This window comes from Mesorhizobium onobrychidis (assembly GCF_024707545.1).
GTDB classification, from domain to species: domain Bacteria; phylum Pseudomonadota; class Alphaproteobacteria; order Rhizobiales; family Rhizobiaceae; genus Mesorhizobium; species Mesorhizobium onobrychidis.
In genome coordinates this window covers 4,113,121-4,133,107 of the sequence record NZ_CP062229.1, presented here as the reverse complement: position 1 = coordinate 4,133,107, position 19,987 = coordinate 4,113,121, and the positions used below count along the sequence as shown (strand labels likewise).

Sequence of the window (19,987 nt, the reverse complement as noted above, 5' to 3'; positions counted from 1 at the left end):
GGTGATTTCAAAAGGATATCACTGATTGCGACGATATGGCCGAGGCGCTTTTTCGTGGCTGTCGCGGCAAAGCTCTTTGTCAGGCCAATTTGCTTCACAAAGCCGGAACGGCGGCGCTTTATCGCCTCGCTGCCGGAGCCGGTAGGCGCCGGGCGCCTCCCCCATCACGCGCCGGAAACGGCGGTTGAAGGTCGACAAATCGTTAAACCCGGCCTCGAAGGCAATTGTCGAGATCGCCTCGTCCGACATGCGCAGCCGCACCGCCGCCCTGTGCAGCCGGGTTTTCAGCAGGAACTGGTAGGGCGTCACGCCCGCCACGCGCCGGAAGCTGCGCAGGAAATGGTAGGGACTGGTCGCCGTCTCGCTGGCAAGCTCGGCCAGCGAGACCGGCCTTTCGGCATCCTTCTCGATGCGCCGTACCGCCTCCGCGACACGTTTCTGGTCGCGGCGGCTCGGCACCCGGGCAGCAGGCGTGACGCTGGAGGCGACGGCTGCGCCGGCAATGCGCAAACCGAGTTCCTCGAACGCCTCGATGTCGGCCGTCTCGCGCGCAGCCTCCGCCTCAGCCAGCAGCGGTGCCAGCGCCGGCAACGGCGGCAGCCGCGGCGTCTTGAAGGCTAGCCTCTTCACTCCCGGCGTGTCGGCAACGATCTGTTCCATGTAAGCCGGCCCGAAATGGAAGGAGAGGCAGCGATCGCCGGCGCCATGCTCGTGCCCACACTCGTAGCAAGTGCCAGGGTTGCCGAGCAGGAGCGCGCCCGGCGTCAGCATCGCCGTGCCCTGGCGTACGCGGTAGCGGAAGGTGCCATTAGTCACCACGGCGACGCAGAAGTTGCGATGCTCTTCCTCGAACGGGCGATCAGCGGCGCCGGCAGTGCAGACCACGTCCGACACCTGCCAGTCTCGTCCGGACGCCAGTGTATGCGCGCTCGTCGTCATGGCCGAAACATAGCAATTTTTCCCAAGCGCAAGAAGCCTAGCGCGGCGTATTCATCCCGGTCTCCTGACAAGAAGAGACCACAACCATGTTCAATTCATCCTCCTTTGCCGAAGCCCTGCACAGCGACGGGCCAGCCGCGAACCTTGCCGAGAAACTGGATCTTTACGGCCGCTTCGTCGGCGCCTGGACGTTCGACGCCACGCGCCATCTCGAAGACGGCCAGGTGCTGACCGGGCGCGGCGAGGTGCATTTCGGATGGGTGCTCGAAGGCCGCGCGATCCAGGACGTATGGATCCTGCCGGCGCGCGACGCCGGTCCCTCGCCGTCGCTCGGAAAATGGACCTTCTATGGCACGACACTGCGCGTCTATGACCCAAGCGTCGACGCCTGGCACATTTTCTGGAGCGATCCGCGCACCCAATATTACAGCCGCCAGCTCGGCCGCGCCGAGGGCGACACCATCGTCCAGCAAGGCGCTGACGGCACCGGGGCTTCGGTGCGCTGGAGCTTTTCCCGCATTACCGAAAACTCCTTCCGCTGGCTGGGTGAACGCTCGCAGGACGGCGGCGCGACCTGGCGGCTCGAAGTCGAGTTCCTGGCGCGGCGCGCGGCCAGCACCTGACCTGCACGGTTTCCCCTGACGCCGCTTTGCTCTACCAATGCAGGGGTCTCGGGCACGGCCCGGCGGGAGGGTCAGAGATGCCGAGCTTCGACAGCCTGTTCAACGCCTTCGTCACCATTCTCGTGACCATCGACCCGCCTGGCCTGGCGCCGCTCTTTCTCGCCGTGACGCGCGGCATGAACCGCGAGGAGCGCAACCAGGTTTCCGTCCGCGCCTCGATCATCGCGTTCCTGGTGATGGCGCTGTTCGCGATCGCCGGCGCATCGATCCTGTCGGTATTCGGCATCACGCTGCCGGCCTTCCGCGTCGCCGGCGGGTTCCTGCTGTTCTTCATCGCCTTCGAAATGGTGTTCGAGCGCCGGCAGGACCGCAAGGAGAAGATCGGCGACGTCGCCATCACCAAGGACATGATCCACAACATCGCCGCATTTCCGCTGGCGATCCCGCTGATCGCCGGTCCTGGCGCGATTTCAGCGACCGTCCTGCTCTCCAGCTCTTTTCCAGGTTTTGGCGCGCAGGCTGCTTTGGTTGGCATCATCGCGATCTGTCTTGTCATCACCTACCTGGTGTTCGTGCTGGCCGAGCGCATCGACCGCATCCTCGGCCAGACCGGCCGCTCGATCCTGACCCGGCTGCTCGGCGTCATCCTGGCGGCGCTCGCCGTGCAGTTCGTCGCCGACGGCATCAAGGCGTTGATGGGGGCTCCCTGAACCGACGAACAACAACGCGTTTAGTTTAGACTCCGAAGCCGGGGCATAGGCCGGCCATTCTCGGATTCAACCCGCCCGCCCTGCAGGTCAAACCAATTGCCGCCAAGAGCCGGCCGTGCGGTTTCGGTCCAACCTGGAAAACCTTGCTTGCGTTCGAGATACCCCATTCGCTCGAGTAGCTGTGCAATGGCTGGTGCTTGTTTCACAAGGACGACAGGCAGTGACCGGGCGGTGCTGGGTGAATTAGCTAGTGCCTGTATCTGCTCAAGGTCGACTCTGGCCTCCAGGGCATCAATGATAGGTTCTATCTGAGAACGCCAATGTTCGCTTTCCCACACGAGGTCGAGATAGGTTCGCAGGACATAGTTCAATGACGGAAACGAATATTCCGAATAGGTTGCGGCGATGTTGGTGCTGTGCCGAATATCATGACGAAGCCTGAAGAATGCTGGAAAACCACGATCATCGTATCCGGAGTGCCATTGCCCCTTCACCAGCCTCGCCGGTTCGGCGACTCCCAGCGTCCAGAGCAATCCGGATGCTTGCTCGTAAACCGATATGAAGCTGTGACTGAAAACACGTCCCGCGCGGTACAGTTCCTTCACTTCCGTACTCTTAGCTTCGACGTAATTCCCTTTTTCATCTTGCGGGCCATGCCATATCGTCCGCAAAATTGTTTCGGCGACCAACAGTCGATAGAGCGATTTTTTACTTTTTCTCTCCGCTGAAGGTCCGAATACAGACTTCACCAGACTAGTCAGCGACATTAAACATAAACTCCAGACTGCACAATGACGATGCCACGCGAAGTCTAAATATTCAGCCCTTATTAATCGGTTACTTCGCCGCTGTATCGACAACCTCGAAATCATGCGTGACGGTGGCGGTCTTGGCCAACATCGCCGTGGCTGAGCAGTATTTTTCGATCGACAGCTCGATCGCCCGTTTCACCTTGTCGCGCGAAAGCGCGCGGCCCTTGACGATGAAACGCATATGGATACGGGTGAACACCCGCGGCTCCTTCTCCGCTCGGTCGGCGTCGAGTTCGACCACGCAGTCTTCGACCGCCTCGCGCCCCTTTTCGAGGATGTGGACCACATCATAGGCCGAGCAGCCGCCAGTGCCGAGCAGCACCAGCTCCATCGGGCTCGGCCCCGGCGTCTTGCCTTCCGGTCCGAACGCAGTCCCCAGCACTACCTTGTGACCGCTGCCGGACTCACCGACGAAGGTGCGCTCCTCGACCCATTTGACCCGTGCTTTCATCTGATACGTCCTTTCACCGCACACTACTCAAACGCACAACGTCCCGAAAATCCAAGATAGACTTTCGGGACGCCAATGCGTGGCCTCAAATAGCTGGCGTTGTCAGCTCGCGCAGAGCCGTTCGCTCCGAGCGATCAAAACGGAATTTCGTCGTCCAGTTCGCGCGACGAACCGCCGCCGCCCTTGTTGCCGCCACTGCCGCCGCGATTGAAACTCTCGCCCGGGCCGGACTGGCCGAAATCGGAACCGCGGCTGCTGCCGCCACCGGTATAGCTACCGACCTGACCGCCCTCGCCCTGCCCGCGTGCGTCGAGCATCTGCAGCTCGCCACGGAATTTCTGCAGCACGATTTCGGTGGTGTAGCGGTCATTGCCGGTCTGGTCCTGCCATTTGCGCGTCTGCAACTGGCCCTCGACATAAACCTTCGCGCCCTTCTTCAGATACTGCTCGGCGACCTTGGCGAGCTGCTCGTTGAAGATGACGACATTGTGCCACTCGGTCTTTTCCTTGCGCTCGCCGGAAGTCTTGTCGCGCCAGCTTTCCGAGGTGGCGACGCGGATATTGACGACCGGCTCACCCGAATTCAAACGGCGGATTTCCGGATCCGCCCCGAGATTGCCCACCAGAATGACCTTGTTGACGCTACCCGCCATGATACTTCTCCGCGCTCATCCGAAACAAAATTTCTGTCGCTCACCTTATAGACTGCGGACAATCCCCGCCTGCCGTGGCTGCCTTTTCCCACAAGGTTTTTGTTCTCTTTTCGTTCTAGGCTCATCAATCTCTACTGTCAAGGAATGTCAGCAATCGATTGGGTCCACTGCTCCATTCCATATGGGCGCGAAAAGACTGCTTGCCAAACCAATAAGTGTCGACTTATGCTTCCACCATGATCGAAGCAGAGATTTTTCGAGCGCTTTCCGACCCGACGCGCCGCGCCGTCTACGAACGGCTCGCCGCTGGCGAGATGACCGTGTCGGAACTGCGCAGCGGCATGACCGTGTCGCAACCGGCCGTGTCGCAGCATCTCGCAGTGCTGCGCGGCGCCGGCCTTGTGGTCGAGCGGCGAGCCGGCCGCAACGCTTATTATCGCGCCGATCCGCAAGGGCTTGACCCTCTGCTCGGCTGGATCGAGCGCTACCGTGCGTTCTGGCCCGAGCGTATCGAACGGCTCAAGGCGGTTTTGAAGGATATGGATCAATGACGGCAAAACAGCATTCAGGCATGGCGGCAGATTCGATCGAGTTCGAGTGCGAGCTTCCAGACCCACCGGAAAAAGTGTGGCGGGCGCTGACGGTGCCGGACCTGCTCGCAGCCTGGATGATGCCGAACGACATCAAGCCGGAGATCGGCGTCCGCTTTGCCTTTGCTAAGGCTGATGCGCAGATCGAGTGCGAAATTCTCGACGCCGAGCCCGAACGCCTGCTGCGTTATTCCTGGCGGGAGCGACTGGCGCCTGGCAACGCAGCGGATCCGCTCACCAGCCCGCTGGACAACCCAATGGATAGCATTGTCACCTTCACGCTCGACCGCACCGTGTCGGGCGGCACGCATCTGCGCATCGTCCACGATGGATTTGCGCGGGTAGCTACGCCTGCGGTTGCAGGCGCTGGTTGCCGGCTTTCGCTCAACGCACACAGCCCCAGACAGATCATAGCTGCAAACTCGCCTCGCCTCTTCCTGCGCGCGGCCTGAGCGGCACAACGGAGAAAAGCGATGAGCGGTTTTGCCAACCTGGTGCCGATGGTGATCGAGCAGTCGAGCCGCGGCGAACGCGCCTTCGACATTTTTTCGCGGCTGCTGCGCGAGCGCATCGTCTTCATCAACGGTCCGATCGATGACAATGTGTCGGCGCTGGTCTGTGCCCAACTTCTGTCGCTGGAATCCGACAATCCCGACAAGGAGATATCGCTCTACATCAACTCGCCGGGCGGCGTGGTGACCAGCGGTTTCGCCATCTACGACACGATGCAGTATATACGCAGTCCCGTATCGACCGTCTGCATGGGCTTTGCCGCCTCGATGGCCTCGTTCCTGCTGATGGCGGGCACCCCGGGCCGGCGCATCGCGCTGCCCAACACCAGCATCCTGCTGCACCAGCCGTCAGGCGGTTTCCAGGGCCAGGCCTCCGACATCCAGCGCCACGCCGAAGGTATCCTCAGGACCAAGCGGCGCATGACCGAGCTTTACGCGCACCATTGCGGTCGCACGTTCGAAGAGGTCGAACGCACCCTCGACCGCGACCATTTCATGACCGCCGAGGAGGCAAAGACCTGGGGGCTTGTCGATCATGTTTTTGACACCCGTAAAAAGGCGGCGTGAAAGGGTAGCCGGCTCATGAGCGACGAAGGCCAAATCGTTCGGCAAGTTTGATCGCCACCGGTCTGGCTTCGACCATGGCGCGGCGATATGGTCGGCCGATGTGCGACAAGGATTCCCGCACCGGCTTGAACCGGCTAGTCATCGGTGTTGCCGTCGCGGCGATGACCTTCGGCACGGCGTTCGCCCAAGACAATTCACCGCCTTTGCAGAACGGCACGCTGCCCGGTGTGTCCAACGACTATCGCATCGCCAAGCCGGCTCCCGAACCCGACGACGCCGTGCCCAGCAACGGTAACGGCCAGTTCAAGATCGGCGATACCGATGTCAGGATTTCCGGCAGCATAACCTTCGACGTCGGCCTCGGCGCGATCAAGGCCCCCGGCGATAGTGCATCGGCCTTCATCGCTGCCACAATCTCAAGGCACCCGTGCGCTTGCGGCCATCTGAAACAAACAGCCCCGCCGCTGCTTCCGCAAACGGTCGGGGCTTTTTTGGATCTAAAATCCAATTTGCCGGGAGTACACTGCCGGCTTTTGATTTCGGATGCTTCGCGGCGTTCAGCCGACGATCCGACTAGTAGTCTCTGATTTTAATGGGATCGGCAGGTCACGGTTTGTCGGTCGGCGCACACGCCTGGCCCTGGCACTTATGCCTGCCGCGGCTCCAGCGACACGTGGAGCCTCAAGGGACTGCCCGGTGGAGTCATTCCTCTGCTCTCCTCTTCTGTCCATTGCGACTGGTGTCGTCCGAAGCGCACATCGCAAAAGCCCGCGGCGTCTCGCAGGCCACTTTGGGTGGCGAGGCCATCGAAAGACGGTCGGCTTCGGTGACCTGTGGAGTCTGACTCCCTGAGCCTGAGACGTCAACCGTTGGATAGCCGATTACAAAAAATGTGATCGCTTGTGTGGCGAATCCGAAATTTGCATCTGTTTTGAGCGGCGCGGCATCAGCCGTGGCGCGCGGCCATGGGAAGAAAAACGGCCGCAACATTCTATGCTCGTCTGATTGCTTTGCTGCGGCCGCAGCGATTGCATTATTGGGTACGATTTCCTTGTCTCTGTAGGTGCGCCAAGTTACGCGTTGGTCGCTAGCTGCCATCCGTTTACAGGTTCGCGAACTGGCAAACGCCTGGAACTTAAATCCACCATGATCGGGCGCTTTGTGAAGCTGGGTTCATGGACGCTTTTGTCAGGAGCGTGTTCGGTCTTTGTTCTTTCCGCTTGCCCGCCTGCGCGAAAGACGGTTAAAGGCTTTGGTCGAGAGTTGTGGCGTCTCTCGAAAAGGTGGCGAAATTACCTACATAGGGGATGGCCGGGACAACCCGCCATCCCACGAGATTCCAGATCTGAGGCGGCGACCGGCGATGGCCGACCATAAATATCTTTCCATTCGCGGGGCGCGCGAACACAATCTGAAGAATGTCGATCTCGACCTGCCGCGTGACAGCCTGATCGTCATGACCGGCCTGTCGGGGTCCGGCAAGTCGTCGCTCGCCTTCGACACCATCTATGCCGAGGGCCAGCGCCGCTACGTCGAGAGCCTGTCGGCCTATGCGCGGCAATTCCTCGAAATGATGCAGAAGCCTGACGTCGACCAGATCGACGGCCTGTCGCCGGCAATCTCCATCGAGCAGAAGACCACGTCGAAGAATCCGCGTTCGACGGTCGGCACCGTCACCGAGATTTACGACTATATGCGGCTCCTGTTCGCGCGCGTCGGCATCCCCTATTCGCCGGCCACCGGCCTGCCGATCGAGAGCCAGACGGTGTCGCAGATGGTCGACCGCGTGCTGGCGGTCGAGGAAGGCACGCGTCTGTTCATCCTGGCGCCGATGGTGCGCGGCCGCAAAGGCGAGTACCGCAAGGAACTGCTGGAGCTGCAGAAGAAGGGCTTCCAGCGCGTCAAGGTCGATGGTGTCTTTTACGAGATCGCCGACGTGCCGGCGCTGGACAAGAAGTACAAGCATGATCTCGACGTCGTCGTCGACCGCATCGTCGTGCGCGGCGATCTGGCGACGCGGCTTGCCGATTCCATCGAGACCGCGCTGAAGCTCGCCGACGGGCTGGCGGTGGCCGAATTCGCCGACCGGCCGCTCGACGCCAGCCAGACCGGCGAGGATTCGGTCAACAAGTCGAAGAACGAGACGCACGAGCGTATTCTGTTCTCGGAAAAGTTCGCCTGCCCGGTGTCCGGCTTCACCATTCCTGAGATCGAGCCGCGGCTGTTCTCGTTCAACAACCCGTTCGGCGCCTGCCCGACCTGCGACGGCCTCGGCAGCCAGCGCGCCATCGACGCCAGCCTGATCGTGCCCGACGACAATTTGTCCCTGCGTGCCGGCGCCGTCAGCCCATGGGCGAAATCGACCTCGCCCTATTACGTGCAGACGCTGGAGGCGCTGGGCAAGGCCTATGGTTTCAAGCTCGGCGACAAGTTCAGGGATCTGACGGAAGAGGCAAAGCAAGCCATCCTGCATGGCACCGGCGAGCGCGAGGTCACTTTCCAGTATGATGACGGCCTGCGCTCCTACAAGACGACCAAGACCTTCGAGGGGGTCATTCCCAATCTGGAGCGGCGCTGGAAGGAAACCGAGTCAGCCTGGATGCGCGAGGAGATCGAGCGCTTCATGTCGGCCACGCCCTGCCCGGCCTGCCGCGGCTACCGGCTGAAGCCGGAAGCGCTTGCGGTGAAGATTGCCGGCAAGCATATCGGCGAGGTCACCGAGCTGTCGATCCGCAAGGCCGACCAATGGTTCACCGCCCTGCCCGCTTCGCTCAGCGACAAGCAGAACGAGATCGCGGTGCGCGTGCTCAAGGAGATCCGCGAGCGGCTGCGCTTCCTGAACGATGTCGGGCTCGACTATCTGACGCTGTCGCGTAATTCCGGCACGCTGTCGGGCGGCGAGAGCCAGCGCATCCGCCTGGCCTCGCAGATCGGCTCCGGCCTCACCGGCGTGCTCTATGTGCTGGACGAGCCGTCGATCGGCCTGCATCAGCGCGACAACGCGCGCCTGCTCGACACGCTGAAGCATCTGCGCGACATCGGCAACACGGTGATTGTCGTCGAGCATGACGAGGACGCCATCCTGCATGCCGACTATGTCGTCGATATCGGCCCGGCCGCCGGCATCCATGGCGGCCACATCATCGCGCAGGGAACGCCGCAGCAGATCATGGCGAGCCCTGCCTCGATCACCGGCAAGTATCTGTCGGGCGAGCTCGAAGTGGCTACCCCGGCCGTGCGGCGCGATGCCAAGAAGAACCGGCGCCTGAAGATCGTCGGCGCGCGCGGCAACAATCTGAAGAACGTCACCGCCGAAATCCCGCTCGGCACCTTCACCGCCGTCACCGGCGTCTCCGGCGGCGGCAAGTCGACCTTCCTGATCGAAACCTTGTTCAAAGCAGCGTCGCGCCGCATTATGGGTTCGCGAGAGCATCCGGCCGAGCACGACCGCATCGAAGGCCTCGAATTCCTCGACAAGGTCATCGATATCGACCAGTCGCCGATCGGCCGGACGCCGCGTTCCAATCCCGCCACCTACACGGGCGCCTTTACACCGATCCGCGACTGGTTCGCCGGCCTGCCGGAATCCAAGGCGCGCGGCTATCAGCCGGGCCGCTTCTCGTTCAACGTCAAGGGCGGCCGCTGCGAGGCCTGCCAGGGCGACGGTGTCATCAAGATCGAGATGCACTTCCTGCCCGACGTCTACGTCACCTGCGACGTCTGCCATGGCAAGCGCTACAACCGCGAAACGCTCGACGTCCTGTTCAAGGGCAAGTCGATTGCCGACGTGCTCGACATGACGGTCGAGGAGGGCGTCGATTTCTTCGCCGCAGTGCCCGGCGTACGCGACAAGCTGGAAACGCTGAAACAGGTCGGGCTCGGCTACATCCATGTCGGCCAGCAGGCGACGACTTTGTCGGGCGGCGAGGCGCAGCGCATCAAGCTCGCCAAGGAACTGTCGCGCAAGGCGACCGGCAAGACGCTCTACATCCTCGACGAGCCGACCACCGGCCTGCATTTCCACGATGTCGCCAAGCTCTTGGAAGTGCTGCACGAGCTGGTCGACCAGGGCAATACGGTGGTCGTCATCGAGCACAATCTCGAGGTGATAAAAACCGCCGACTGGGTGCTCGATCTCGGTCCCGAGGGTGGCGACGGCGGCGGCGAGCTGGTGGCGTCAGGCACGCCGGAGGACATCGTCCGCGAGAAGCGCAGCTACACCGGCCAGTTCCTGCGGGAATTGCTGGAGCGGCGGCCCGGGGGCAAGCGCGAAGCGGCGGAGTGAGTGAGGACTGGCTGGCGTTTGGAAGAACCTTCAAATGAAGATCAGAAGAGCGCTTGCTGAGGATCTCGCCACAATCGTCCGGCTGACCGAAGCCGCCTATGCGCCCTACACCGCCTTGCTTGGCGCGCCGCCGATCCCGGTCACCGAGGACTATGCGCCGCGGATCGGACGCGGCGAGGTCTGGCTGCTGGAAAGCAGCGGCGAGCCGGCCGGACTGATTGTCCTCGAGCGGCACCCAGACCACACGATGATCTTCTCCGTCGCCGTCGGCCCTGCTTTCCAGGGCAACGGTTTCGGCATCGCACTGCTCAAGTGGGCGGACGAACAGACGCGGCTGTGGCATCTGCCCAAGGTGCGGCTCTACACCAACGCCAAGATGGAACGAAACATCGTGCTCTACAAAGCCTATGGCTTTCACGAAACGGGTCGCCGGCCCAATCCATATCGGCCAGGATGGACGGTCGTCGACATGGCTAAAGCCACCCAGACAACGGCCATCGCCTGATCCTTTTCAGCAATCGGGAGGACGACAGTGACTCAATCAGGAACAATTCGCGCCGGCATGGGCGGCTGGACCTTCGAGCCATGGGACGCGTCCTTCTATCCGGACAAGCTGTCCAAGGCGAAACAGCTGCACTACGCTACCCGGCACGTGCCGAGCATCGAAGTCAACGGCACCTATTATTCGAGTTTCAAGGAGCCGACCTTCGTCAAATGGGCTAACGAAGCGCCGGACGGTTTTGTCTATTCGCTGAAAGGCAACCGCTTCGTCACCAACCGCCGCGTGCTCGGCGAGGCCGGCGAGTCGATGACGCGCTTCCTGGGATCGGGCGTCGCCGCACTCGGCGACAAGCTCGGGCCGATCCTATGGCAATTCGCACCGACCAAAAAGTTCGATCCGGACGATTTCGAGGCCTTCCTCAGGCTGTTGCCTGAAAAGCAGGACGGCGTTGCGCTGCGCCATGCGGTGGAGGTGCGCAACGACAGCTTCGTCGTGCCGGAATTCGCTGCCCTGGCGCGCAAATACAAGGTGGCGATTGTCTACGCCGACCACGCCAAATATCCTGGGATCGCCGACATCACCGGCGATTTCATCTATGCCCGGTTGCAGACCGGCAGCGATGATAATCCCGACTGCTACACGCCAAAGGCGCTCGACGAATGGGCGGCACGGGCAAAAACCTGGGCGGAAGGCAAGGCGCCGGCCGACCTGCCGCGCACCGATCCGTCAACCGACGCACCGGTCAAACCGCGCGATGTGTTCGTCTACTTCATCACCGAGGGCAAGGTCCGCGCGCCGTTCGGCGCCATGGCGCTGATGAAGCGCGTCACCGGCTGACAACATCGAATCATGGCATCTTCACAGCCGTCGTAACCTTATCGATACCTCCTTGCTGCATGAATCCGCGGAGCTGGGGCAGCCGCGGGTTAGGGCATGTCGCTCGACTACCACTCACTTCTGCTGGCTGTCGGTTTTTCCGCCGCCTGCCTGAGCCTGACGTTGTTCGGCATCTGGCTGACCGCGCGAACTGAAAAAGTTTCTGCTGACATGGTCGATCAGCGCATTGTTGGTCGTCGGCGACGTATTCATATACGAGGACTATATCGAGACGCCCGGACGCATCCTCGGCATCGCGACCTTCGCCTTGCTCCTGGTTGGGTTCTCGACCATGCTGGGCGCCGCCTACCAGTTCAGGTCAGGCCAGTCGCCGATCCCGCTGACGGTGCTCGGCAGCTGCATCTCGCTTGCCCTGGCGCTGCCGCCGATGGCGCTCGGATATGACGGGCTCGGCTTCATGTTCGAAAATTTCCTTGCCGCCCTGCTTCTGTTTGCAACGGCCTATCAGTACTGGGTCGGGCGCGCTGAAGCTCCTGTCCCGATCATCGGCCTTACCGTGCTCTACTCGACCACCGGCATTTCCTTTGTGCTGTGCGCCATGGCTCTTGCATGGGATGGGAAGCTTGTCCTCGGACATGCGCCGAGCAACTGGGCCGAGGATCTGAGCCTCGTCGTCGTCATCGCCAGCATGACCGGCATCGGCGCCCTTTCGCTGGCACTCAACCAGGGCCGTCTGGCCCGATACCACCGTCTGGATGCGCTGACCGATCCGCTGACCGGCCTGCTCAATCGCCGCGCACTGTTCGATCTCAATGGCGGCGCGCCGATCGGGGCTTTCACGGCGGTGGTCGTGTTCGACCCTCGACGGCTTCAAGGCCATCAACGACGAGTTCGGCCACGCCACGGGCGATCAGGTGCTGAGAGTGTTCGCCGAGGAACTGGTCGAGAACCTTCGCCCGACCGATGTCGCCGCGCGCATGGGCGGAGAGGAATTCGCGCTGGTTCTGAAGCGCACCCTGCCCGAAGCGGTGGAGTTCACCGCCGAGCGTATACGCACCGCCTTCGCCGCGCGTGTCATCGAGACCGAAACCCGTCCCCTGACATGTACGGTCAGCGCCGGATACGCTTTCGGCAGCAAGGACGGCATGAGCTTTGACAAGGTGCTCAGCGCCGCCGACAAGGCGCTCTATGCCGCCAAGCGTGGCGGTCGCAACCGCGTCGCGGCCTCGACCTTCCGACGCGCAAGTTAGCCGCTTGGCGGTATAGCGCATCCGCCCCTTCCGTCAGCCCTCACGCCGCCATCACGACCTCGTTGTAGGTATCGAGATCGACGTAGAAGACCTTGGTGATCTCTGTGATCAGCTCGTCGTGGTCGTATCCTTGCGATTTCAGAATGTTGATGGCGGTCATGATGTCGACGCGCTCGGTGAGCCGTCGTTTCTGGTAGTCCTCGACGTAACGTTCCATCGGCGTCCCCGGCCCAAGTGCCCCAAATGCGTCGAACAAAAATCGGATCGCAGGAAGGGGTTGCTTGCACGGAACGTGCCGGCTGAGCCCACGCCTCACCTTGATCCGTCAACGAGACTGATACGGAAAGCGGCCGACTCAACAAGGCCAAGTAAAGCCTAGCATGCAATTTTCAGCGCGCCAGAGTTGCAAACAATGTCGTTGAAGAAAATCTCCTAGACCTTCGTGATTTCGTCATCCTTGGGCGCAGCGACGCGAAGCGGAGCGAAGACCCAAGGATCCCATGCCGTGACTTCAAAGCATCGCAACGGTGCAGAACTGAGGATCGAAGGACGCGCTGGAGAACGGCTTTTTCTCTTCGCCATTGCACTCTTCGGCGGATGTCACGGAATGGATCGTGGGGTCTGCGCCGCGTCGCTTCGCTCCTTGCTTCGCCCCAGGATGACGACGGGAGAGATGGTTCAGCTAATCCTAGAGGTTTGCGATTCGCCACTGAGGCTCTAGACGGTCAGGAATTTCCGGACATCCGCCCGGTCGAGATCCTCGGCCGGGCCGGTGTGGACGATCTGGCCGCGGTCCATGATGTTGACCTCATCCGCCAGTTCCCGGCAGAAATCGAGATACTGTTCGACCAGGAGCACGGCGATATCAGCCTGGTCGCGCAGATAGCGGATGGCGCGGCCGATATCCTTGATGATCGACGGCTGGATGCCTTCGGTCGGCTCATCGAGCACCAGCAGTTTCGGCCGCATCACCAGTGCCCTGCCGATGGCAAGCTGCTGCTGCTGGCCGCCGGAAAGGTCACCGCCCCGGCGGCCGAGCATCTGCTTCAGCACCGGAAACAATTCGAAGACGTGGCCGGGAATGTTGCGGTCGGCGCGCTTCAATGGCGCAAAGCCCGATTCGAGGTTTTCCCGCACAGTGAGCAGCGGGAAGATCTCCCTGCCCTGCGGCACGAATGCGATGCCCGACCGGGCGCGATCATACGCCGCGCTCCGGTCGAGCGCCTTCCCCTCGAAGGCAACGCTTCCGCTCGTCAGCCGGTGGTGGCCGACGATCGATCTCATCAAACTGGTTTTGCCGACGCCGTTGCGGCCGAGCACGCAGGTGATCTTGCCCGCGCCGGCCTTCAGCGAGACGCCACGCAGCGCCTGGGCGGCGCCGTAGTGCAGCGTGGCGTTGGAGACTTCGAGCATGGTCAGCGCCTTCTCCAACGCCTGAAGAACGAAAGGTCGAAATGATGGAACGGAACGCGCCAGACCATGATCATCTCCCCAGATAGACTTCGACGACACGCTCGTCGGCCGATACGAAATCGAGCGAGCCTTCGGACAGGACCGAACCTTCGTGCAGGCAGGTGACCTTGACGCCGAGCTCGCGCACGAAATGCATGTCGTGCTCGACGACGATGACCGAGTGGTCGCGCGAAATATCCTTGAGCAGCCGCGCGGTCTCCTCGGTCTCGGCGTCGGTCATGCCGGCGACCGGTTCGTCGACCAGCAGCAGCTTCGGATCCTGCGCCAGCAGCATGCCGATCTCGAGCCATTGCTTCTGTCCGTGGCTGAGATTGGCGGCGAGTTCATCGCGCTTGTCGCCCAGCCGGGTGATGCCGAGGATATCGTCGATCTGCCGCACTTCCGCGGCCGAGCGGCGATGGAACAGCGCCGGGAAGATCGAGCGTGGGCCCTTCAGCGCCAGCATCAGGTTCTCCTCGATCGTGTGGCTTTCGAAGACCGTCGGCTTCTGGAATTTCCTGCCGATGCCCATCATGGCGATCTCGGCCTCGTCATGTTTTGTCAGGTCGACTTGGCCGTCGAAGAAAACCTCGCCCTGATCAGGGCGCGTCTTGCCGGTGACGATGTCCATCATCGTGGTCTTGCCGGCGCCGTTGGGACCGATGATCGCCCGCATCTCGCCCTTGTCGAGCACCAGCGACAAATTGTTGATGGCGCGAAAGCCGTCGAAGGAAACCGAGACGCCGTCGAGATAGAGGATGGTGTTGCTCTTCGACATAGCTCACTCCGCCGGCTGCGGTTCGGGGCCGGACGCGGACCAGTCGCCCGGCGTTCTCGCAGCCGAGCGGACGATCTTCGGCGGTGCCGGGGCTTCGGGATCGGTGCCGGCTTCCTCGGCAATCGAGGCCGCACGCAGCGCCTTGGCATTGCCGCGCCAGGAATCCCACATGCCGACAATCCCCCTGGGCAGGAACAGCGTGACGGCAACGAACAGTCCGCCCAGCGCAAACAGCCAGAACTCCGGAAGCACGCCGGTGAACCAGGATTTGCCGGCATTGACCACAAGCGCGCCGATGATCGGCCCGACAATGGTGCCGCGCCCGCCGACGGCCGCCCATACCACGACCTCGATCGAATTGGACGGTTCGAATTCACCCGGATTGATGATGCCGACCTGCGGCACGTAGAGCGCCCCGGCGATGCCGGCCATGACAGCCGACACGGTGAACGCGAACAGTTTCACGTTCTCCGCCCGCCAGCCGAGAAAGCGCGTGCGGCTCTCGGCGTCACGCACCGCCATCAGCAGCTTGCCGTATTTGGAACCGACGATTGCCCAGGTGACGAAGACGGCGAGCGCCAGCGTGACGGCGCTGGCCGCGAACAATGCCGAGCGTGTTGCGTCGGCCTGCACGTTAAAGCCCAGAATATCCTTGAAATCGGTCAGGCCGTTGTTGCCGCCGAAACCCATGTCGTTGCGGAAAAACGCAAGCAGCAGCGCATAGGTCATCGCTTGGGTGATGATCGACAAATAGACGCCGGTGACGCGGCTGCGGAAGGCGAACCAGCCGAAGATGAAGGCGAGCAAGCCGGGCACCGCAAGCACCATGATCGCGGCAAACCAAAAATGATCGAAGCCGTACCAGAACCACGGCAATTCCCTATAGTTCAGGAACACCATGAAGTCCGGCAGCAGCGGATTGCCGTAGACGCCGCGCGAGCCGATTTGGCGCATCAGATACATGCCCATCGCATAGCCGCCGAGCGCAAAGAAGGCGCCATGGCCGAGCGAAAGGATGCCGCAATAGCCCCAGACGAGATCGAGCGCCAAGGCGAGCAGCGCGTAGCAGAGATACTTGCCGGTGAGCGCGACGACATAGGACGGCACAAAGAACGCACTCGTCGGCGAGACCGCCAGATTGAGCAACGGCACGATGATGGCGACGGCCAGCAGAATGAAGATCGTGATGGCGATACGACGGTCGGCGCCGGCGGCGAAGAAGCGTCCCGTGATCATGCTTCCACCGACCTGCCCTTGAGCGCGAACAGGCCGCGCGGGCGTTTCTGGATGAACAGGATGATGAGGACCAGCACGACGATCTTGCCGAGGACCGCCCCGGCATAGGGTTCGAGGAACTTGTTGACGATGCCGAGCGAGAAGGCGCCGACCAGCGTGCCCCAGAGATTGCCGACGCCGCCGAAGACGACGACCATGAAGCTGTCGATGATGTAGCCGCGGCCGAGATTGGGCGAGACATTGTCGATCTGGCTGAGCGCGACACCGGCGATGCCAGCAATGCCGGACCCCAACGCAAAGGTCAGCGCGTCGACCCACGGCGTCCTGATGCCCATCGAGGCGGCCATGCGGCGGTTGGCGGTGACGGCGCGCATCTGCAGGCCCCACGGCGTGCGCTTCATCACATAGAGCAGCACCGCGAACACGCCGAGCGCGAATACCAGTATCCAGAGCCGGTTCCAGGTCACGGCAAGCTGGCCGATATCGAACGAACCCGACATCCATGACGGATTGCCGACCTCCTGGTTCGTCGGCCCGAAGATGGTGCGCACGGCCTGCTGCAGGATCAGCGAGACGCCCCATGTCGCCAGCAGTGTCTCCAGCGGCCGGCCGTAAAGGAAACGGATCACGCCCCGCTCAATGACAAGGCCGACGAGCGCCGCGACCGAGAAGGCGAGCGGCAGTGCGATGACCAGCGACCAGTCGAACAGGCCGGGAAAGGAATTGCGGATCACCTCCTGCACGACAAAGGTCGTGTAGGCGCCGAGCATGACCATTTCGCCATGCGCCATGTTGATGACGCCCATCACGCCGAAGGTGATGGCGAGGCCGATCGCCGCCAGCAGCAACACCGACCCGAGCGAGATGCCGTACCAGATGTTCTGGCCCGCATCCCACAGCGCCAGCGTCGAATTGATGCTTGCGATCGCCGCCGTCGCCGCGTCCTTGACCGCGCCCTCGGAATTGGCCTCGACGGCGGTGAGCAGGGACAGCGCGTTGCGGTCGCCGCGCGCGCCGATCAGGGCGATCGCCGCCAGTTTGTCGGCCTCCGGCCGGTCGGAAACCAGAACCGACGCCGCGCGGGCCTGTTCGAGCAGCGCTTTGACGCTTGCCACGCTCTCGCTGGCGACTGCGGCATCAAGTGGCTCGATGTTTGTGGCATCGGGCGTCTTGAACATCGTGTCGGCGGCAGCAATGCGCGCAGCCGGATCTTTCGCGCCGAGCGTCAGCGTGCCCAGAATATCGCGGACGGCGCGGCGCAGCGTATTGTTGACCTTGATCTTGGTGATCTCGGCCTTGGCCGCATCGCCGGACTTTTCACCGCTCAGCGGATCGAGCAGCTCAACGCTGCCGCCGCCTTCCTTGCCGATGAAAACCAGCGAATCGGACTTTCGGACGTAAAGATTGCCCTCCGCAAGCGCGCCGAGCGGGCGTTCGACGGCAGTATCACCGGTGGCCGCGAGCTCGCGCACGACAGCTTCGGTGGCCGAAAAATTCGAGGCAGTGGCAAATTTGGCGATGATGGCGCGCAGATCCGCTTCGGCAGCGTTCGACGGCAGCAGAAGCCCCAGGAGAAGCAGCAGCGTCAGGCCGATCGCGCGGATAAGGATCATCGGTTTCTGGCGACTCTTGAAGGGTTGAAGTTCGCGTCCGGGCGGGCTGGAGGAGAGGAGGAGCTCGCCCGGACGCGTCGCGGTCTGGGTCGTGGAGAAATCCACGACCGGTCAGACCCGGGAGGATCAGTTGGTTCCCTTGCCGCCGCACTTGCCTGTCGCAACATTGAAGTTGCCGCAGGACAGAGGCGCGCGCCAATCGGAGATCAGGTCCTTTGAATCAGCCAGATAGTCAGACCACTCGTCACCCATCACCAGGCCAGGCGTCTGCGAGACGGTCTCGAACTGGCCGTCGGCCTGGATTTCGCCGATCAGCACCGGCTTGGTGATGTGATGGTTCGGCATCATGGTCGAGTAACCACCGGTCAGGTTCGGCACCGAGACGCCGATCACGGCGTCGATGACCTTGTCAGGATCGGTGGTGCCGGCCTTCTCAACCGCCTTCACCCACATGTTGAAGCCGACATAGTGGGCTTCCATCGGGTCGTTGGTGGTGCGCTTGTCGCTCTTGATGAACTTGTGCCAGTCGGCGATGAACTTGGCGTTCTCGGGCGTATCGATGCTCTGGAAATAGTTCCAGGCGGCGAGATGGCCGACGAGCGGCGCGGTGTCGAGACCGGCAAGTTCTTCCTCACCGACCGAGAAGGCCATGACCGGGATGTCCTCGGCCTTGACGCCCTGGTTGCCGAGTTCCTTGTAGAACGGCACGTTGGCGTCGCCATTGACGGTCGAGACGACGGCGGTCTTCTTGCCGGCCGAGCCGAACTTCTTGATCGTCGAGACTTCGGTCTGCCAGTCGGAGAAGCCGAACGGCGTATAGTTGACCATGATGTCTTCGGCGGCGACGCCCTTGGCTTTCAGATAGGCTTCGAGGATCTTGTTGGTGGTGCGCGGATAAACGTAGTCGGTGCCTTCAAGCACCCAGCGTTTCACCGAACCGCCGTCCTCGCTCATCAGATAGTCGACGGCCGGAATTGCCTGCTGGTTCGGCGCCGCACCGGTGTAGAACACGTTGCGCTCGCTCTCCTCGCCCTCATACTGGACGGGGTAGAACAGGATGTTATCGAGCTCGCTGAACACCGGCAGCACTGACTTGCGTGACACCGAGGTCCAGCAACCGAACACCGCCGCGACCTTGTCCTTGGAGATCAGCTCGCGCGCCTTTTCGGCGAACAGCGGCCAGTTCGAAGCCGGATCGACGACGACCGCTTCGAGTTTCTTGCCGAGCAGGCCGCCCTTTGCATTCTGCTCTTCGATGAGCATCAGCATGGCGTCCTTCAGCGTCGTCTCCGAAATCGCCATGGTACCCGACAGCGAGTGGAGAATACCCACCTTGATCGTGTCGTCAGCCGCCCTGGCCGGGACGCTCATCAGCAGGCCGGCCGTGACCGCGCCTGCCGAAAGCATTTTTGTTATTGTCGAGAAACTGCCCCTCATATTTCAAAACTCCCTAGCTGGTTGATCGCATCGCAAACAGACCATGCAACGGCTGTGCCAACCGCGGGAGCAAAAATAAGTGGGCTTGGATTTCCCAGCCCTATCAGCCGGTTAATATGTTAGCCGCCAAAGAAAAGCGCCGCCGCCGGTGCTCTGCTTGAGAAAAAATTCCCCGCTCTCGCCTAATTTTTGATCACTCTCAAATTAACGCACCAATTTTGAGCAGAGCCAGATCAAAGACGGCGAACCGTTGCAGCGCAGCAGGAAAATGGGGCAAGTTCGATCTTCAAACGAGCGACGTCATGGCCTCCAGGATTTCTTGTATTTTCAGCACCATGCTTCTGGCTGCCGCGAGCGGCAGTGCACACGCCGACTTCACAGATGGCAAATTGCCGGACGGCACCTATCACTGCGAAGTCTATCTGCTTGGCATGTTCCTCAGCCTTGGCGACATCACCATCAAGGGGAATGTCTATAGCGGCCCGGTGACCTTCGGAACCGCCCGGCAGGGCTACAACTATCAGATGGATGCAAACGGCGAGATCACCTGGTTGGGCCCGTTGGGCGGCTATACGACCGGCGGCAACTCGATCTCGCTCACGCAAGCCACCCTGGACGGTCAAACCAGCCCGTCCTTCGACATCATCATGAAGCAGCCTGACGGCGCCTTCACCGCCTCGACCTGCACAAAGCGTTGAACAGCCGACAAGAAGAGGCGCGAAACCTCGCGAGGTTCCGCG

The 19,987-nt window shown here is 61.9% G+C and carries 21 protein-coding genes and 1 pseudogene; 11 read left to right on the top strand and 11 right to left on the bottom strand.

Annotated features, from left to right (window positions below; all coding sequences use genetic code 11):
* Positions 1-18 precede the first annotated feature (18 nt).
* Positions 19-939, bottom strand: coding sequence for an AraC family transcriptional regulator (locus IHQ72_RS20490; RefSeq protein ID WP_258116828.1), 921 nt, complete (start codon positions 937-939; stop codon positions 19-21).
* 86 nt (positions 940-1,025) lie between these two features.
* Here IHQ72_RS20490 and IHQ72_RS20485 point away from each other — a divergent pair, with 86 nt between their 5' ends.
* Together IHQ72_RS20485 and IHQ72_RS20480 are read left to right on the top strand one after the other, a co-directional pair.
* On the top strand, positions 1,026-1,562 hold the full coding sequence (locus IHQ72_RS20485; protein WP_258116827.1) for a hypothetical protein: 537 nt from the start codon (positions 1,026-1,028) through the stop codon (positions 1,560-1,562).
* A gap of 77 nt (positions 1,563-1,639) precedes the next feature.
* Entirely contained in the window at positions 1,640-2,272 is a 633-nt protein-coding gene (locus IHQ72_RS20480; RefSeq protein ID WP_258116826.1) for a MarC family protein, read from the top strand.
* Between the two features lie 20 nt (positions 2,273-2,292).
* Here IHQ72_RS20480 and IHQ72_RS20475 read toward each other — a convergent pair whose 3' ends face one another.
* From IHQ72_RS20475 to IHQ72_RS20465, 3 genes are all read right to left on the bottom strand, one after another.
* Positions 2,293-3,039 (bottom strand): hypothetical protein, encoded by a 747-nt coding sequence (locus IHQ72_RS20475; RefSeq protein WP_258116825.1) that lies wholly within the window; start codon positions 3,037-3,039, stop codon positions 2,293-2,295.
* Positions 3,040-3,109: 70 nt separating this feature from the next.
* Positions 3,110-3,535: an OsmC family protein gene (locus tag IHQ72_RS20470; RefSeq protein ID WP_258116824.1), complete on the bottom strand. Its 426-nt coding sequence runs from the start codon at positions 3,533-3,535 to the stop codon at positions 3,110-3,112.
* Between the two features lie 134 nt (positions 3,536-3,669).
* A complete protein-coding gene (locus IHQ72_RS20465) occupies positions 3,670-4,188 on the bottom strand; it encodes a single-stranded DNA-binding protein (RefSeq protein ID WP_095492812.1) in 519 nt (172 codons plus the stop codon).
* Between the two features lie 236 nt (positions 4,189-4,424).
* Here IHQ72_RS20465 and IHQ72_RS20460 point away from each other — a divergent pair, with 236 nt between their 5' ends.
* The 4 genes from IHQ72_RS20460 to IHQ72_RS37125 all read left to right on the top strand — a co-directional run bounded on the left by IHQ72_RS20460 (position 4,425) and on the right by IHQ72_RS37125 (position 6,444).
* Complete coding sequence (locus IHQ72_RS20460) at positions 4,425-4,739, top strand: ArsR/SmtB family transcription factor (RefSeq protein ID WP_029352885.1); 315 nt, start codon at positions 4,425-4,427, stop codon at positions 4,737-4,739.
* The gene (locus tag IHQ72_RS20455) at positions 4,736-5,230 is read left to right on the top strand and encodes an SRPBCC family protein (RefSeq protein ID WP_258116823.1); all 495 of its coding nucleotides are present in this window, start codon (positions 4,736-4,738) and stop codon (positions 5,228-5,230) included. Before IHQ72_RS20460 ends, IHQ72_RS20455 begins: the two co-directional genes overlap by 4 nt.
* 21 nt (positions 5,231-5,251) lie before the next feature.
* Positions 5,252-5,857, top strand: coding sequence for an ATP-dependent Clp protease proteolytic subunit (locus IHQ72_RS20450; RefSeq protein ID WP_258116822.1), 606 nt, complete (start codon positions 5,252-5,254; stop codon positions 5,855-5,857).
* A 161-nt stretch (positions 5,858-6,018) separates the two neighbouring features.
* Positions 6,019-6,444: a hypothetical protein gene (locus tag IHQ72_RS37125; protein WP_374120263.1), complete on the top strand. Its 426-nt coding sequence runs from the start codon at positions 6,019-6,021 to the stop codon at positions 6,442-6,444.
* Between the two features lie 115 nt (positions 6,445-6,559).
* Here IHQ72_RS37125 and IHQ72_RS20440 read toward each other — a convergent pair whose 3' ends face one another.
* Positions 6,560-6,955: a hypothetical protein gene (locus tag IHQ72_RS20440; RefSeq protein ID WP_258116821.1), complete on the bottom strand. Its 396-nt coding sequence runs from the start codon at positions 6,953-6,955 to the stop codon at positions 6,560-6,562.
* Positions 6,956-7,220: 265 nt separating this feature from the next.
* Between IHQ72_RS20440 and uvrA the strand changes: the two genes are divergently transcribed.
* The 4 genes and pseudogenes from uvrA to IHQ72_RS20420 all read left to right on the top strand — a co-directional run bounded on the left by uvrA (position 7,221) and on the right by IHQ72_RS20420 (position 12,731).
* Entirely contained in the window at positions 7,221-10,142 is a 2,922-nt protein-coding gene (uvrA, locus tag IHQ72_RS20435; protein ID WP_258116820.1) for an excinuclease ABC subunit UvrA, read from the top strand.
* 34 nt (positions 10,143-10,176) lie between these two features.
* On the top strand, positions 10,177-10,647 hold the full coding sequence (locus IHQ72_RS20430; protein WP_258116819.1) for a GNAT family N-acetyltransferase: 471 nt from the start codon (positions 10,177-10,179) through the stop codon (positions 10,645-10,647).
* Positions 10,648-10,674: 27 nt separating this feature from the next.
* Positions 10,675-11,481, top strand: a complete 807-nt coding sequence (locus tag IHQ72_RS20425) for a DUF72 domain-containing protein (RefSeq protein WP_258116818.1) — start codon at positions 10,675-10,677, stop codon at positions 11,479-11,481.
* Between the two features lie 96 nt (positions 11,482-11,577).
* Positions 11,578-12,731: pseudogene (locus IHQ72_RS20420) on the top strand (GGDEF domain-containing protein).
* Between the two features lie 40 nt (positions 12,732-12,771).
* Here the strand turns inward: IHQ72_RS20420 and IHQ72_RS20415 are convergent.
* From IHQ72_RS20415 to urtA, 6 genes are all read right to left on the bottom strand, one after another.
* Entirely contained in the window at positions 12,772-12,948 is a 177-nt protein-coding gene (locus tag IHQ72_RS20415) for a hypothetical protein (RefSeq protein WP_258116816.1), read from the bottom strand.
* A 500-nt stretch (positions 12,949-13,448) separates the two neighbouring features.
* A complete protein-coding gene (gene urtE, locus IHQ72_RS20410) occupies positions 13,449-14,144 on the bottom strand; it encodes an urea ABC transporter ATP-binding subunit UrtE (protein ID WP_258116815.1) in 696 nt (231 codons plus the stop codon).
* Between the two features lie 70 nt (positions 14,145-14,214).
* Positions 14,215-14,961, bottom strand: a complete 747-nt coding sequence (gene urtD, locus IHQ72_RS20405) for an urea ABC transporter ATP-binding protein UrtD (protein ID WP_258116814.1) — start codon at positions 14,959-14,961, stop codon at positions 14,215-14,217.
* Between the two features lie 3 nt (positions 14,962-14,964).
* Positions 14,965-16,197, bottom strand: a complete 1,233-nt coding sequence (urtC, locus tag IHQ72_RS20400; RefSeq protein ID WP_258116813.1) for an urea ABC transporter permease subunit UrtC — start codon at positions 16,195-16,197, stop codon at positions 14,965-14,967.
* A complete protein-coding gene (gene urtB / locus IHQ72_RS20395; RefSeq protein ID WP_258116812.1) occupies positions 16,194-17,810 on the bottom strand; it encodes an urea ABC transporter permease subunit UrtB in 1,617 nt (538 codons plus the stop codon). Before urtB ends, urtC begins: the two co-directional genes overlap by 4 nt.
* A gap of 126 nt (positions 17,811-17,936) precedes the next feature.
* Complete coding sequence (urtA, locus tag IHQ72_RS20390; RefSeq protein ID WP_258116811.1) at positions 17,937-19,247, bottom strand: urea ABC transporter substrate-binding protein; 1,311 nt, start codon at positions 19,245-19,247, stop codon at positions 17,937-17,939.
* A 302-nt stretch (positions 19,248-19,549) separates the two neighbouring features.
* Between urtA and IHQ72_RS20385 the strand changes: the two genes are divergently transcribed.
* The gene (locus IHQ72_RS20385; RefSeq protein ID WP_258116810.1) at positions 19,550-19,945 is read left to right on the top strand and encodes a hypothetical protein; all 396 of its coding nucleotides are present in this window, start codon (positions 19,550-19,552) and stop codon (positions 19,943-19,945) included.
* Positions 19,946-19,987 lie beyond the last annotated feature (42 nt).